Annotated in this window: 15 protein-coding genes; 2 read left to right on the top strand and 13 right to left on the bottom strand. The window is 73.8% G+C overall.

What is annotated here, in order from left to right:
• Nucleotides 1-168: 168 nt before the first annotated feature.
• The 5 genes from LE181_RS11515 to infC all read right to left on the bottom strand — a co-directional run bounded on the left by LE181_RS11515 (nucleotide 169) and on the right by infC (nucleotide 3,846).
• Entirely contained in the window at nucleotides 169-1,320 is a 1,152-nt protein-coding gene (locus tag LE181_RS11515; RefSeq protein ID WP_225661130.1) for a sensor histidine kinase, read from the bottom strand.
• A 37-nt stretch (nucleotides 1,321-1,357) separates the two neighbouring features.
• A complete protein-coding gene (locus tag LE181_RS11520; RefSeq protein WP_225661131.1) occupies nucleotides 1,358-2,212 on the bottom strand; it encodes a TrmH family RNA methyltransferase in 855 nt (284 codons plus the stop codon).
• A 147-nt stretch (nucleotides 2,213-2,359) separates the two neighbouring features.
• Nucleotides 2,360-2,746: a 50S ribosomal protein L20 gene (gene rplT / locus LE181_RS11525; RefSeq protein WP_004944290.1), complete on the bottom strand. Its 387-nt coding sequence runs from the start codon at nucleotides 2,744-2,746 to the stop codon at nucleotides 2,360-2,362.
• 95 nt (nucleotides 2,747-2,841) lie between these two features.
• Nucleotides 2,842-3,036: a 50S ribosomal protein L35 gene (rpmI, locus tag LE181_RS11530; RefSeq protein WP_099202169.1), complete on the bottom strand. Its 195-nt coding sequence runs from the start codon at nucleotides 3,034-3,036 to the stop codon at nucleotides 2,842-2,844.
• 126 nt (nucleotides 3,037-3,162) lie between these two features.
• Nucleotides 3,163-3,846, bottom strand: coding sequence for a translation initiation factor IF-3 (gene infC / locus LE181_RS11535; RefSeq protein WP_225661177.1), 684 nt, complete (start codon nucleotides 3,844-3,846; stop codon nucleotides 3,163-3,165).
• Nucleotides 3,847-4,141: 295 nt separating this feature from the next.
• Here infC and LE181_RS11540 point away from each other — a divergent pair, with 295 nt between their 5' ends.
• On the top strand, nucleotides 4,142-4,531 hold the full coding sequence (locus LE181_RS11540; protein WP_225661132.1) for a DUF1844 domain-containing protein: 390 nt from the start codon (nucleotides 4,142-4,144) through the stop codon (nucleotides 4,529-4,531).
• 60 nt (nucleotides 4,532-4,591) lie between these two features.
• Here the strand turns inward: LE181_RS11540 and LE181_RS11545 are convergent, their stop codons facing one another.
• The 4 genes from LE181_RS11545 to LE181_RS11560 all read right to left on the bottom strand — a co-directional run bounded on the left by LE181_RS11545 (nucleotide 4,592) and on the right by LE181_RS11560 (nucleotide 8,436).
• Nucleotides 4,592-5,416, bottom strand: a complete 825-nt coding sequence (locus LE181_RS11545; RefSeq protein ID WP_263868774.1) for an MIP family channel protein — start codon at nucleotides 5,414-5,416, stop codon at nucleotides 4,592-4,594.
• A 121-nt stretch (nucleotides 5,417-5,537) separates the two neighbouring features.
• Entirely contained in the window at nucleotides 5,538-6,272 is a 735-nt protein-coding gene (locus LE181_RS11550; RefSeq protein ID WP_225661133.1) for an SseB family protein, read from the bottom strand.
• A gap of 68 nt (nucleotides 6,273-6,340) precedes the next feature.
• Nucleotides 6,341-7,603, bottom strand: coding sequence for a type VII secretion-associated serine protease mycosin (gene mycP, locus LE181_RS11555; RefSeq protein ID WP_225661134.1), 1,263 nt, complete (start codon nucleotides 7,601-7,603; stop codon nucleotides 6,341-6,343).
• Nucleotides 7,600-8,436 carry a hypothetical protein gene (locus tag LE181_RS11560; protein WP_308103122.1) on the bottom strand — a complete coding sequence of 279 codons (837 nt, stop codon included), beginning with the start codon at nucleotides 8,434-8,436 and terminating at the stop codon, nucleotides 7,600-7,602. Before LE181_RS11560 ends, mycP begins: the two co-directional genes overlap by 4 nt.
• Before the next feature lie 168 nt (nucleotides 8,437-8,604).
• On the opposite strand from LE181_RS11560, the gene LE181_RS11565 reads away from it, so the two are divergent.
• Nucleotides 8,605-9,792, top strand: coding sequence for an amino acid deaminase/aldolase (locus LE181_RS11565; protein ID WP_372458317.1), 1,188 nt, complete (start codon nucleotides 8,605-8,607; stop codon nucleotides 9,790-9,792).
• Between the two features lie 10 nt (nucleotides 9,793-9,802).
• Here the strand turns inward: LE181_RS11565 and LE181_RS11570 are convergent, their stop codons facing one another.
• The 4 genes from LE181_RS11570 to LE181_RS11585 form a co-directional block, all read right to left on the bottom strand.
• On the bottom strand, nucleotides 9,803-10,852 hold the full coding sequence (locus LE181_RS11570) for a zinc-binding dehydrogenase (protein ID WP_225661135.1): 1,050 nt from the start codon (nucleotides 10,850-10,852) through the stop codon (nucleotides 9,803-9,805).
• A 216-nt stretch (nucleotides 10,853-11,068) separates the two neighbouring features.
• Entirely contained in the window at nucleotides 11,069-12,337 is a 1,269-nt protein-coding gene (locus LE181_RS11575; protein ID WP_225661136.1) for an HAD family hydrolase, read from the bottom strand.
• An 89-nt stretch (nucleotides 12,338-12,426) separates the two neighbouring features.
• Nucleotides 12,427-13,212 (bottom strand): 3-oxoacyl-ACP reductase, encoded by a 786-nt coding sequence (locus tag LE181_RS11580; RefSeq protein ID WP_225661137.1) that lies wholly within the window; start codon nucleotides 13,210-13,212, stop codon nucleotides 12,427-12,429.
• The gene (locus LE181_RS11585; protein WP_225661138.1) at nucleotides 13,209-14,585 is read right to left on the bottom strand and encodes an aldehyde dehydrogenase family protein; all 1,377 of its coding nucleotides are present in this window, start codon (nucleotides 14,583-14,585) and stop codon (nucleotides 13,209-13,211) included. Before LE181_RS11585 ends, LE181_RS11580 begins: the two co-directional genes overlap by 4 nt.
• Nucleotides 14,586-14,682: the final 97 nt, after the last annotated feature.

Consider the following 14,682-nt stretch of genomic DNA (forward strand, 5'->3'; position numbering starts at 1 on the left):
TCTTCCCGTGCTTCCGATTAGGTCCCCCAGCTACCGCTGGGAGGTGCCCCCGGGCTTCGCTGTGCTGCCCGGCGCTTGCCCGATGACGTTGGCCAAAGGTGGTGCCAAAGGTGCCAAAGGTCGAGTCTAAGGGGCGCGTGTGGTCCGGTGAGCCCGTGGGGCGTGACTTCAGGACTGGCTGAGGAAGGCCGGGGCGCCCACGGGCAGGGTAAATCGGAACCGGGCACCGCCCCGGGGGGCCCGGCCCACCGTGACCGTGCCGCCGTGGGCCTCGACGATTCCCTTGACGATGTACAGGCCCAGGCCGGTGCCGCCGCGCTTGCTGCCCCGCCAGAAGCGGGTGAAGACGCGGGCCATCGACTCCTCGGGAATCCCGGGGCCCTCATCGCTCACGGTGACCGCCGTCCCCTCCGCCCGGGCTTTCATCAGTGCTGGTGCCACTTCTATGGTGACCGTTCCCTCGCCGTGGCGCACTGCGTTTTCCAGGAGGTTGCCCAGCACCTGGTCGATCTTGTCCGGATCGGCCCAGAGGGCCGGCAGCGGCTCGGCGACCTCGATGCGGAACCGGTCGGCCCGCAGCCCGGCGCGGGTGTACGCCTCGACGTGGCGGCGCACGGCCGCGGCCATGTCGACCGGCTGGCGGCGCACCTCCAGCCGGCCGGAGTCGATGCGCGAGATGTCCAGCAGCTCGGCGATGAGCCGGGTGACACGGTCGGCGTCGGCGTCGACCGTCTCCAGCATCAGCCGCTTCTGGTCGTCGGTGAACCGCTCCCACTTGGCCAGCAGCGTGGCGGTGAACCCCTTGACGGAGGTCAGCGGGGAGCGCAGCTCGTGGGCGACGGTGGCGATCAGCTCGGCGTGGCTGCGCTCGGTGCGGCGGCGCGCCTCGGTGCCGCGCAGCTGGACCACGACGCGCACGACGGAGCCGCCCGGCCGCTCGCGGACGTACCGGGCGGAGACGAGCACCTGGCGGCCGCCCGGCAGGAGGAGGTTCCGCTCGGGCTGGCCCGTGCGCGTGGCGAGCCCGCCGTAGGGGTCGGTCAGCGGCCACCAGCGGCGGCCGTCGAGGTCCTCCAGCGGCAGGGCGCTCTCCAGTGGCCGGCCGAGGGCCTCGGCCGGGCGGACGGCCGTGATGCGGGCGGCCGCGGCGTTGAAGCACGTCACGCGGCCGGCGGCGTCGGCGACGACCAGGCCGTCGGGCAGGTCGTCGGCGTGCAGGCCGAAGGCGCCCGGAGCGCCCGAGGAGCCCGGCGCACCGGAGGAGGCGGCCGGGCAGGTGCCGGTGGCCACCACGCTCCCGGAAGTCCTGACGTTTCTCATCCCGCACCCCCTCCCGAGCCCCCGGAGCGCCACCCTACTAGCTGGAGGTCACGGAGCGGCACCCTCCGGACGCGCGCTGCGCACGGGCGGAGGCATACAGGCACACGGCGGCGGCCGTGGCGAGGTTGAGGCTCTCGGCCTTTCCGTGGATCGGGACCCGCACCACGGCGTCGGCGAGCGCCCGGGTCTCCTCCGGCAGGCCCCACGCCTCGTTGCCGAAGATCCAGGCGGTGGGGCCGCCCATGGTGCCCTCGTCCAGCTCGGCGTCGAGGTCCCTCTCGCCCGCGCCGTCGGCGGCCAGGATCCGTGCCCCGGCGTCCTGCAGACCGCGCACGGCCTGCTCGACGGGGACGCCCACGGCCACCGGCAGGTGGAAGAGCGAGCCGACGGAGGCCCGGACGGACTTGGGGTTGTACAGGTCCACCGAGGCGTCGGTGAGCACCACGGCCTCGGCGCCGGCGGCGTCGGCGCAGCGCAGGACCGTACCGGCGTTTCCGGGGTCGCGGACGTGCGCGAGGACGGCCACCAGCTTGGGCCGGGCGGCGAGGATCTCCTCGAAGGGCGAGTCCAGGAAGCGGCAGACGCCGACCAGGCCCTGGGGGGTCACGGTCTGCGAGAGGTCGGCGATCACCTCGTCGGTGGCGAGGTGGAAGCGCACCCCGGCGGCGCGGGCGGCGCCGACGATCTCGGCGTGCCGCTCGGCGGCCTCGACGGTGGCGAACAGCTCCAGCAGGGTCGGCTCACCGCCGCTGCGGTGGTCGATCGCCTCGCGCACGGCCTGGGGGCCCTCGGCGATGAACCTGCGCTCCTTGACCCGGAAACTGCGCTTGGCCAGCCGGCGGGCGGCGATGACGCGGGGGGAACGCGGGGAGATCAGCTCGGGGGTGCCCATGGGTGGCGGCTCACTTCACTGGGAGGGGGTCTGCTGCCTCGCGCACGCGAGGGGTGCCCTGCCCGCGCGCGTGCGGGCAGGCAAACGGCAGCGGACCCGCAGGCCCGGGGGCCTGCGGGTCCGCTCGAAGCCGTGGAGGGCGCCGGATCAGGCGGCGGCCTTCGGGGCGTTGACGTCGGCCGGCAGCGCCTTCTGCGCAACCTCGACGAGCGCGGCGAACGCGTTCATGTCGTTGACCGCGAGCTCGGCCAGGATCTTGCGGTCCACCTCGATGTTGGCGGCCTTCAGACCCTGGATGAGGCGGTTGTACGTCATGCCGTTCTGGCGGGCAGCGGCGTTGATGCGCTGGATCCACAGCTGACGGAAGTCGCCCTTGCGCTTCTTGCGGTCGTTGTAGTTGTAGACCAGGGAGTGGGTGACCTGCTCCTTGGCCTTGCGGTACAGACGCGAGCGCTGGCCGCGGTAACCGCTGGCCTGCTCCAGGATCGCCCGACGCTTCTTGTGCGCGTTGACTGCGCGCTTGACGCGTGCCACTTGTTAACTCCTTGTAGCGGGGTCGCGGGGGATGTTCACACGACCCGAAATCGATTGGGTCCCGGTGCGGACGTTTCGGCGCGGAGCGCCGGACGTCACTTGCCGAGAAGCTTCTTGATCTTCGCGGCGTCGGCCGGGGCCATCTCGGCGTTGCCGGTGAGGCGACGCGTCAGGCGCGACGACTTGTGCTCAAGCAGGTGGCGCTTGCCGGCGCGCTCGCGCAGCACCTTGCCGGAGCCGGTGACCTTGAAGCGCTTCTTGGCACCGCTGTGCGTCTTGTTCTTCGGCATAGCGCCGTTCTCTCCTCATCGGTGACACTCCACGGCCCGGTCAAGGGCGCACGGGAGCGACATCTGTGTCGGTTTGCTGTCCGGGGCGGCTGCCCCGGGTGAGCCGCGGGGCACGGGACCCCGGGATCACGCCTCTGCGGGCTCCTCGGCGGCGTCCGCGCTGGATCCACCCTGGCGCTCGGCCTTGCGGGCGGCCTGCGCCTCGCGGGCTTCGGCCATCGCCTCGGTCTTCTTCTTGTGCGGACCGAGAACCATGATCATGTTTCGGCCGTCCTGCTTGGGGTTCGACTCGACGAAACCCAGCTCCTGGACGTCCTCCGCGAGCCGCTGCAGCAGTCGGTAGCCCAGCTCGGGGCGGGACTGCTCGCGACCACGGAACATGATCGTGATCTTGACCTTGTCGCCCTGCTTGAGGAACCGTACGACGTGACCCTTCTTGGTGTCGTAGTCGTGCGGGTCGATCTTCGGCCGGAGCTTCATCTCCTTGATGACCGTGTGCGCCTGGTTCTTGCGCGCCTCACGGGCCTTCATGGCCGACTCGTACTTGAACTTCCCGTAGTCCATGAGCTTGCAGACCGGCGGACGTGCGTTCGCCGCGACCTCGACCAGGTCGAGGTCGTACTCCTGCGCAAGCTCCAGGGCCTTCGCAAGCGGCACGATGCCGACCTGCTCGCCACTGGGACCGACAAGTCGCACCTCGGGGACTCGGATCCGGTCGTTGATGCGGGGCTCGGCGCTGATGGGGCCTCCTCGGTAGCACCACGCGACGCCCTCACGGGCGGCCGCGCAACGTCTTTTCGTAAAGACCAACCGCGCCGGCACATGAAAAATGCCCCGACGGGACACAGGCGGGGCTCCATGAAACCGGAACACCGCCACGGCATGCCGCGGGGCGCATCGGGCGGTTCCATCGTCCGTACGGAACGATGGGGACCACCTGACCGGAGACCTGCCGACCCGTGGTCGGCGAGGTGGGAGATCGGAGCTCCACTTGTGGGCCGGGCACAGGAGCGCCCAGCCGGTCGTTCCACAACCTTAGCAGCTGGTGAGCGGGCGTGCTAACCGGTGGCGAACCGATTCGTCAACGGGACGTATCGTGTCCGCCATGAGCGACGCGACCCCCAGCATCAACGGCAACGCCGAGAGCGCTGACCAGACGAGCACCGGCTTCGACACCATGACCCGCGACATCGCGGAGGTCCCCGCGGTCGAGGTGATCACCACGGTCGCGGTGCACCTGATGAGCGCGGCGGCGGTCAACCTCGGCCTGGCCGAGGAGGGCGAGCAGCACAAGGACCTGGACGAGGCCAGGAAGCTGATCCACGCGCTGGCCGGTCTGGTGACCGCGAGCGCCACCGAGGTCAGCAACTTCCACGCGGCGCCGCTGCGCGACGGTCTGAAGTCGCTGCAGCTGGCCTTCCGCGAGGCGTCCGTGGTGCCGGACGAGCCGGGCCAGGGGCCGGGCGAGAAGTTCACCGGCCCGGTCTTCGGCTGACGGGGCCGGCCGGCAGGACGGCCGTACCGGCCTGAGGGGTCCGGTCTTCCGGGGCCCGCCTCAGGCCCGGCCGCCGAAGTGGGGACGGTCCGGGCGCCCCTCGCCCGGGCCCGCCAGGGGCTCCGGGAGCGCCCGTTCGTCCGCGACGTTGGCCGCGCCGTGGAACGGGTGTGTGACGCGGTGCGCGTAGGCGGCGAGGGCGCCGCCGATCAGGGGCGCGATGATGAACAGCCACAGCTGTGACAGCGCCCCGTCGCCCGCGAAGAGGGCGGGGCCGATGCTGCGGGCCGGGTTGACGGACGTGCCCGTCAGCGGCACGCCGATCAGGTGCACCACGGCGAGCGCCACGCCCGCGGCCAGCCCGTCGAAGCCGACCATGGCGATGCGGTGGGTCACCGAGAGGACGACGTAGACCAGCAGGAAGGTCATCACGATCTCGGCCAGGAACGCGCCGCCCGTGTTGAGGTGCACCGCCGAGCGGTCGGCGAAGCCGTTGCTGCCGAAGGCGCCGTGCGTCTTGAGCCCGGGCACCTGCTTGGCGAGCAGGAAGAGGATGGCCGCACCCACGATGCCGCCGAGCAGCTGGGCGATCCAGTACTCGATGGCCGTGTGCAGCGAGATACGCCGCTCCAGCAGCATCCCGAGCGTCACCGCCGGGTTGACGTGGCAGCCGGAGACGGGCCCCAGGGCGTACGCGAGGGCCAGAAGAGTGAAGCCGAAGGTCAGCGCAATGCCGAGCACACCGATGTAATCGGCCGCGAGCACGACGGATCCGACGGCGAAGAACACCAGCAGCAGCGTGCCGAGGAACTCGGCGCTGAGGGTCCTCACCTTCACCTCGTCGAGGTTTTCCAGGGCCGGTTTCACGTTCTTCAGGGCGTCCATGGCGTCCTCCTGAGGATCTCGTGGACCGTCCACTGGCATTGTCGGACGATCCACGACCGGGCGCCTGTCGGGCCCCGGCCCGGCCCGGCGGCCCGGCTCAGCGGCTCAGCGGCTCAGCGGCTCAGCGGCTGACGAGGCTCTCCCCCGGGACGTTCGCCCCCGGCGGCAGCAGCGCCAGGTCCAGGCCCCGCACGAGACGGGCCCGCAGCACCTCGTCCGCGGCCAGGGCCTCCGCCACGCGACGCACCACGTCCTGCGCCCCGGCGCCGTCCGCCAGGGCGAGGGCCAGGGTGCCGTCGGCGTCCTGCGAGGGCATGAGGTGCGCGCGCAGGACGCCGGGCTCGGCCTCCAGGACGGCGCGCAGCGCGGCGGTGACGGCGGGGTCGGCGAGCGGGTCGGCGCTCTCGCGCCCCTCGGCCAGCGCGAGCAGGGCGGGACCGGTCAGCGGGTAGGTGACCGGGCCGGCCAGGTCCAGGACGATCGTGTCCGCCTTCTCGTGCGCGGCCGCCTGCAGCGCCTGGTGCAGCGGGACGGCGACGGGGCGGGCGTCCGCGCGCCAGCGGGCCAGCGTCTCGATGGAGGTGAAGGCGGGCAGCGCCTTGCGGCCGTCGGGCGCCTGCAGGGTGGGCACGGCCATGTCGCTGGTCTTCTCGCGCCGGAGGCCGTCGGGCCCGGTCTCCACCTCGCCGAGCACGGCCACGACGGGCACGAGCAGCCGTGCTCCGCGCAGGGCGGCGAGCACGCCCGCCTCGGCGGAGGGATCGGCCGCCCAGGCGGCGAGCGCCTCGGTCAGGGCGGCGTCGGCGGAGCCGTCGTCGTCGGAGAAGCCGGGGTCGGGAATGTTCTTGAGGGCCACCCCCCGACCCTATCCGCCCCCCGCCCCCCGCCACGGCGCCGGGTGCGTCCGGCCCGGAGGCGGTCCCGTCAGGGGAACGGGTACGGAGGCGGGTTGGTGGGGCGGGGGCGGCGGCGGTGGAGGACTGCTGCCGTCACCAGGAGCAGGACGCCCGCCCCGCCCGCGGCCAGTGCCGGGACGCCGGGGAGGCGGCCGGGGGCGTCCGGATGGGACGGGCTGGGGCCGTCGCCGAAGTAGCGCGGGGCCTGGGGGCCGCTGCGGCCGTCCACCGGCTCCTCCTGCACGGCACGTGCGATGGCCGCCGCCGGGTCGATCATCCCGGCGCCGAGCTCGTCGCTGCGTCCTCCCGGCGGCGCGTCCTGCGCGGTCTCGGTCAGCAGCTCCCGCACCCGCGCCGGGCTCAGACCGGGCCGGGCCGCCCGTACCAGCGCCGCCGCCCCCGAGACGAACGCGGCCGCGGCACTGGTGCCCCAGCCCTCGTAGTAGCGCCGGTCCGGGTCGGCGATCACGACGTCGACGCCGGGCGCGCTGACGGTGGAGTACCAGCGGCGGGTGGAGAACGGGGCGCGGCTGCCGTAGCGGTCGACGGCCGTCACGGCGATCACGCCGGGGTAGGCCGCGGGGTACGAGACGTGGTCGCCGTGCTCGCCGCCGTTGCCGGCCGAGGCGACGACGACGGCGCCCTTGGAGAGCGCGTACTGCACGGCGGCGTCCTCGCGCGGCTCGGGGTGGGCGGTGTCGCTGTCGTCGCCGAGGGAGAGGTTGATGACGTCGGCGCCGTGGTCGGCGGCCCAGCGGATGCCGTCCGCGAGGGCCCCGCCGCGCGCTCCGCGGGCCTTGCTCCGGGCGGGATCGGTGTCCTCCAGGATTACGCGCACGGGCAGGATGCGGGCCTCGGGGGCGACGCCGGTGACGCCGTCGGCGTCCCCCTCGCCGTGGCCACGGCCGGCGATGATGCCGGCCATGGCGGTCCCGTGCCGGGCCCAGGGCCGCTCCCCGGGTCCCGCACCGAACCCGATCAGGTCCTTGCCCGGCAGCACGCGGCCGCGCAGGTCGGGGTGGCCGTCGTCGACGCCGGTGTCGAGGACGGCGACCGTGACCCCGGCGCCCTTGGTCGTCCGCCAGGCGTCCTGGGCGTGCAGCGCGTCGAGCGCCCACTCCTGGGCCCGTATGGCGTCCGCCCGCGCGGGCGCGCCGGCGAGCAGCGCGAGCGCGACGCCGGCCGCGAGGGCGCCGAGCCCGCGCCGCGCACGACGGACGGGAACGGTCCCGCGGGGCCCTCGCCGTCGCCCGCGTGGCGTCAGTGACGTGAGCGTCGTCGGTGCTGTCATCGGGGTGCCCCATTCCGCCGTTCACGCGCCGCTTCGCGGAAGACGCGCTCGACTTCCTCCGCGAGGGCCGTCGCCTCGTGCCCGAGCCCCGCCTGACCGGCGACGGTGGTGGCGCCGGGGGCCACGGCCTGGGCGGCCGGCTGGGCCGGAACGCCCGTGCGGCCGTCGGCGAAGCCCGTGACGGCGTAGACGACCGCCGGGACGTCCGTCAGGACGTTGACGCGCCAGCTCACGCGCTGCGCCAGCCCGAAGCGGTCGGCGACCGTGCCCTGGGGGGCGTACGGGCGGGGCATCAGGTCGGGGCGCTCGTCGAGGCGTTCGTCGGCGAACCGCTTGCGCAGGGCCCGCATGCCGGCCGTGTCCGCCTCGGTGACGAGCAGGCCGACCGTGGTCACGCTGGAGGACGTGACGTCGGTGTAGGTGGCGCGCAGCAGGCGCTTGCAGCCGACGGGGGCGAGGGCGGTGGCCAGGAGGGGGTCGAACGCCTCGGTGCAGTCGGCGGCGGGGGCGACGCCGACGCGCACCCACTCGCGGGGCGCGCCACCGGGACCGGCCGCGTCGTCGCGGACGGTGGACGGGAAGAGCTGCGCGACCGGGATCTCCTGCCAGAGGGTGGCCCCGCGCGCGTACGTCGCTTCGGCGGCCGAGCGCTCGCGGGGACCGCCCGCGAGCCAACTGCCCGCCACCGCCCCCGCTATGAGGCCCAGGCCGAGGACGAGGCACACCGCGGCCGCCGCGGTCCGCCCGCGCGCGGCGGGCATGTCCGGCATGTCGGGTGGCGGAGCGTCATGGGAGAGGGTGGGCGGCGGCATGGCATCCGCTTCGGTGCTCACCTGCGCTCCCCCTCGCGAGCCTGTTCGCCGTACCGCCCCGTGGCGGGCGTGGCCACGGCCCGTGAGCGGTGGCGTGCGCGCCACTCTACGGTGCGTGGTGCGTGAGGTGCCATTTCGTCCGTGCAGGACCTCTATCCAGGGCAATTCCGGTCTGGCAAGCTGCGCGCCATGTCGTCCGACAGAGTGCGCTACGACCGGGCCACCGCCCATCTGGACGCCCCGCTGGCGGTGGTCGACCTGCGGGCGTTCGACGCCAACGCCGCCGATCTGGTGCGGCGGGCGCGGGGCAAGCCGGTGCGGGTGGCGAGCAAGTCGGTGCGCTGCCGGGCGCTGTTGGAGCGGGTGCTGGCGCGGGACGGGTTCGCCGGGGTGATGGGCTACACCCTGGAGGAGTCGCTGTGGCTGGCGCGTTCGGGGGTGCCGGACGTGCTGCTGGCCTACCCGTCGGCCGACCGGGCGGGTTTCGCCGAGCTCACGTCGGACCCGAAGCTGGCCCGGGCGGTCACGGTCACGGTCGACGACCCGGCGCAGCTGGCGCTGGTCGACGCGGCCCGTGCCGGGCGTGAAGAGGTGCGGGTGTGTCTGGAGTTCGACGTCTCGTTGCGGCTGCTCGGCGGCCGCGTGCGGGTCGGGGCGCTGCGCTCGCCGCTGCACGTGCCCGAGCGGCTGGCGGAGCTGGCCCGGGCCGTGGCACGCCGCCCGGGCTTCCGGCTGGTGGGGTTGATGGCGTACGAGGCCCATGTGGCGGGTGTGGGTGACGCGGTCAGGGGCCGGCCGGTGCGTTCCGGTGCCGTCCGGCTGATGCAGTCCGTCGCCCGCAGCCGGCTGGCGACCCTGCGGGCCGAGGCGGTGGCGGCGGTACGGGACGTGGCGGAGCTGGAGTTCGTCAACGGCGGTGGCACGGGCAGCGTGCAGCACACGGCCGCGGAGGACGCGGTGACGGAGGTCGCCGCCGGGTCGGGGCTGTACGTGCCGCGGCTCTTCGACCACTACTCGTCGTTCGAGGGCCGCCCGGCGGCGCTCTTCGCACTGCCGGTGGTGCGCCGGCCGGGGATCGGCGTGGTGACCGTGCTGGGCGGCGGCTACCCCGCGTCGGGCGCGGCCGGCCCGGACCGGCTGCCGGCCCCGTACCTGCCGGCGGGGCTGCGGCTGGCGCCGCGCGAGGGGGCGGGCGAGGTGCAGACGCCGCTGCTGGGGCAGGCCGCGGACGATCTGCTGATCGGGGACAAGGTGTGGTTCCGGCACGCGAAGGCGGGTGAGCTGTGCGAGCGCTTCCCGGCGCTGCACCTCGTCGACGGCGAGCGGGTGGTGGAGACGGCCCCCACCTACCGGGGTGAGGGCCGCAGCTTCCTGTGAGGGCGGTCCCTCAGGGGATCAGGACGAGCCGGACGGGGTCGCCCTCCTTCTTCTGCAGGCGCTCGACGCCGGCCGCAGCCTCGGCCAGCGGCAGCGTGGCGCTGACGGAGCGGCTGAGGTCGAGCCGGTGCAGGCGGGCGAGGGCGACGAGTTCGTCCACGTGGGAGGGCGCCGAGCCGTAGTGGCCGAGGACGCGCTGCTCCAGATAGCTGAAGGCGATGCCGTCGGCGAGGGTCAGCGGGGCGGGGGCCAGGCCCACGAGGACGAGGCGGCCGCCGTGGCCCAGGCAGCGCACGGCCTGGTCGCGGACGGCGGGGACGCCCGCCAGGTCGAGGGCGAGGTCGAGCCCGAGGCCGCCGGTGGCGGCGAGGACCCGCTCGCGGAGGTCGGGGGCGGCGGGGTCCAGGGCGAGGTCGGCGCCGAACTCCAGGGCGCGCTCCCGGGCGGCCGGCAGCGGGTCGACGGCGATGACGGGGGCGGCTCCGACGAGCCGCAGCAGCTGGACGGCGTGGGCGCCGAGACCGCCCACGCCCCACACGCCGGCGGGCCGGGCGGGACGCGCCCGGCCGGTGGCGGTGATGGCGGCCCACGGGGTGGAGACGGCGTCGGGGATGACGGCCGCCTGCTCGAAGGGGAGGTCGTCGGGGAGCGCGACGAGCGTGTGGTGGGTGGCCAGGGCGTACTCGGCCCAGCCTCCGTCGTAGTCGAAGCCGCGGGTGCGCACCCTGGGACACGGTTCGTGGCGCAGGCAGGCGGCGCAGCCGCCGCAGCGCTCCCCCGCCTGCAGCAGGACGCGCTGCCCCACGGTCCAGGGGCCGGGCACGTCCGGGCCGAGGACGTCGATGACGCCCGCCGTCTCGTGACCGACGGTGATCGTGTCGGCGGTGGCGTAGGCGGGCCGGAGGCTGCCGTCGATGAGGTGGACGTCCGACAGGCAGATGCCGGCGGCCCTGACCCTGATCCGGACCTGTCCGGGGCCGGGCTCGGGGACGGGGGTCTCCTCGACGGCGAAGCGTCCGGAGCGCAGGTCGAACCGTCCGGCGAGCATGGTGTCGGGCATGGCGGGAGCCTCCTGGGAGTGAGCGGTCCGGCGTGCCGAGCGGATCCATGATGGATCGGACGCCGCGTGGGGCGCAGGCCCCCGGCAGGACCGGAACGGCCGGAAAACGCCGGCAGGGACCGGTGGTGCCGATGGCCACCGGTCCCTGCCGCCCTCCCCTGCGGGAACGTTCCGGCGGATCGTCGGATCGTCGGATACGACGGAACCGAGGTTCCGTCAGAACGCCTTGTCCGCCTGGTCCGGGATCACGCTGCCGTCGGCGCGCCGCACCGGCACCTTCGTGCCGTCGGCGGCGGTGGCACCCGTCGTCGAGCACGGGTACGTACCGGACTTGCGCGGCATCGGCTCGATGAACATCGGGTTGGCCACCCAGCGGCCGTCCGCGTCGTCGTAGGCGCGGCACATGAGCTCGGACTTGTTGCGGTTGATGGCGACGTGCGCGCCCGTGGCGTCGTTGACGAACGTCACGTCCGTGTCGGCGTCACCGGCGCCGAGGGCGATGCGGTGGGCGGCGTCCTGCTGCTGCCACGCCTTCGCGCCCTTGATCTTGAAGATCTCCTGGTTGATCATGCAGCGCTTGCCGTCCATGTACGGCAGGGCGTCGCCGCGGCCGGTCTCCACGCCGCCGCAGCCCTTGAGGGCCGTGGTCAGCCGACCGTGCTCGGTGATGCTGCGGATGCCGATGGTGTGCTTGCGGTCGAGGCCGACGCCGCTCGACCACGCCTCGGCGATCGGCTCGGAGGAGGCGGAGACGATGTAGACGTCGAAGCCGGCCGCCTTGAGCGTGCGGATCAGGTCCTTCTGCTGGTCGTAGTAGCGGATGTAGCCGGCGATGGTGTGGGTGCCGACGGTCTGCTTCGTGCCCACGGGCGCGGCGAGCTGCTCGGCACGGGCCTGCTGGGCGAAGGAGGTCAGGGCGGCGGGGGTGTGCCCGGCGAACAGCTGGGGGATCCAGCCGTAGGCGGGGACCGTGCGCCGGTGGTTCCAGTCGCCGGCGAAGGCGGCCTCGCCGGCCATGGTCTGCGACTTCTCGCGTATCTCGAAGATCTCGTCGGTGCAGGCGGTGTTCTTCGAGGTGGGCAGCGGCCGGCCGACGGGCACGGAGGTGCCGCACGCCTTGGTGAGGGCCTCGTCGGCGGCCGGGGTGAGCCAGGCGCTGGTGTCGCTCCAGCGCTGGGGCCGCAGGATCTTGTCGTGCTTGAGCGCCCAGGCGAGCGTGGCGTCCGTGATGTCGTTCTTGACGACGGTGTTGTCCCAGTCGAACGCGGCGACCGGGCGCGGGCCGCGGTTGCCGGAGCAGGTGCCGCGCTCGTCGATCATCTTCTGCAGCCGGGCGCGGTTGTCGCCGGCCCAGGGGAGGTTCTTGTCGAGCTGCGGGCAGCTCCGGCGGGTCTCGTGGTGGGCGGGGGCCGCGGTGGCCGGGACCGACGCGGCGAGGGCCGCGGCGGCAGCGAGGCCGACGACGATGGCGGACTTGGTGCGCATGTGCTCTCTTTGGTGCGTGAGGAGGGCAGGACGTACGCCGGGCCGGACCGGTGACATGACGGCCCGGTCCCGGCGTTTGATCATGGACCCTACAGCGGGGTCACATAGGCGCCCGCGATGCCACCGTCCACGAGGAACTCGGCGGCGTTGACGAAGGACGAGTCGTCGCTGGCGAGGAAGGCGACGGCGGCGGCGATCTCCTCCGGCTCGGCGAAGCGTCCGACCGGCACGTGCACCAGGCGTCGCGCGGCCCGCTCGGGGTCCTTGGCGAACAGCTCCTTGAGCAGCGGGGTGTTCACCGGGCCCGGGCACAGCGCGTTGACGCGGATGCCCTCGCGGGCGAACTGCACGCCCAGTTCGCGGGACATGGCCAGCACGCCGCCCTTGGAGGCGGTGTAGCTGATCTGCGAGGTGGCGGCGCCCATCACGGCGACGAAGGAGGCGGTGTTGATGATGGAGCCCTTGCCCTGCCGCTGCATGTACGGCAGCGCCGCCTTGCAGCAGAGATACACGGAGGTGAGGTTGACCTCCTGGACGCGCTTCCAGGCGTCGAGGCCGGTGGTGAGGATGGAGTCGTCGTCGGGCGGGGAGATGCCGGCGTTGTTGAAGGCGATGTCGACCGAGCCGTAGGTGTCGTAGGCGGTCCTGAAGAGCGCCTCGACCTCCTCGGGGCTGGTGACGTCGACCTTGACGTACAGGCCGCCGACCTCGGCGGCGGCGGCCTTGCCGGCGCTCTCGTCGATGTCGGCGCAGACGACGCTGGCGCCCTCGGAGGCCAGGCGCCGGGCGGTGGCCAGGCCGATGCCGCTGCCGGCTCCGGTCACGACGGCGGTGCGGCCGACGAGGCGGCGGCAGACGGGGGTCTGGTCGGTCACGTGGTCTCCTCCAGAGGGTCGATGGCGATGAAGACGTTCTTGGTCTCGGTGAAGGCGGACAGCGCGTCCGGGCCCAGCTCGCGGCCGAGGCCGGACTGTTTGAAGCCGCCGAAGGGGGTCCAGTAGCGGACGCTGCTGTGGGAGTTGACGGAGAGGTTGCCGGCGGCGACGGCCCGGGAGACCCGCAGGGCGCGGGAGACGTCCCGGGTCCACAGGGAGCCGGACAGGCCGTAGTCGGTGGCGTTGGCCAGGCGCACGGCCTCCGCCTCGTCCTCGAAGGGGGTGACGACGGCGACGGGGCCGAAGATCTCCTCACGGGCGAGGCGGTCGTCCGGGCCGGCTTCGAGGACGGTCGCCGGGTACCAGAAGCCCTTGCCCTGCGGGGCCTCGCCCCGGATGGCGGCGGGCGCGGTCTCGGGGACGTAGGACCGCACGCGCTCGCGGTGCGCCGCGGAGACCAGCGGGCCCATCTGGGTGGCCGGATCGGTGGGGTCGCCCACGACGTAGGACGTCACGGCCGGCTCCAGCAGCTCCATGAAGCGGTCGTACACCGTGCGCTGGACGAGGATGCGGCTGCGGGCGCAGCAGTCCTGGCCGGTGTTGTCGAGGAAGGAGCCGGGGGCGGCCGCGGCGGCCCGTTCGACGTCGGCGTCGGCGAAGACGATGTTGGGGCTCTTGCCGCCCAGTTCGAGGGTCACGCGCTTCACGCCGGCCGCGCACTTGGCCATGATCTGCTTGCCGACGGCGGTGGAGCCGGTGAAGACGACCTTGGCCACGCCGGGGTGGACGACGAGCTCGTCGCCCGCGACGGGCCCGGCCCCGGGGAGGACCTGCAGGAGCCCCTCGGGCAGCCCTGCCTCCAGGGCCAGTCCGGCCAGGCGCAGGGCGGTCAGCGGGGTGGTCTCGGCGGGTTTGACGACGACGGCGTTGCCCGCGGCCAGGGCGGGGGCGAAGCCCCAGGCGGCGATGGGCATGGGGAAGTTCCACGGGGCGATGACGGCGACGACGCCGAGCGGTTCGTGGAAGGTGACGTCGAGGCCGCCCGCGACGGGGATCTGCGAGCCGGTGAGCCGCTCGATGCCGGCGGCCGCGTACTCCAGCAGGTCGCGGGCGTTGCCCGCCTCCCACCGGGCGTTGCCGATGGGGTGGCCGGCCTCGGCGACCTCCAGCCGGGCGAGCTCGTCGAGATGGTCGTCGACGGCCGCGGCGAAGCGGCGCAGCAGACGGGCGCGGTCGCCGGGGGCGAGCCGGGCCCAGCTGCGCTGGGCGTCGGCGGCGCGCGTCACGGCCGCGTGGACGTCCTGCCGCGTCGCGGCCGGGACGGTGGCGACGATCTCCTCGGTCGCCGGGTTGAGTACGTGTAGCTCCTGCAAGTCGTCTCCTGTGGTTCGCTGCGCCGCGTTTCGTGTCCGACTGCACGCCGGTGGTCGCGTTGTGCCCACCCTCCCCCAGCTACCGCTGGGGGTGCCC

Source organism: Streptomyces sichuanensis (genome assembly GCF_020328095.1).
GTDB classification, from domain to species: domain Bacteria; phylum Actinomycetota; class Actinomycetes; order Streptomycetales; family Streptomycetaceae; genus Streptomyces; species Streptomyces cinnamoneus.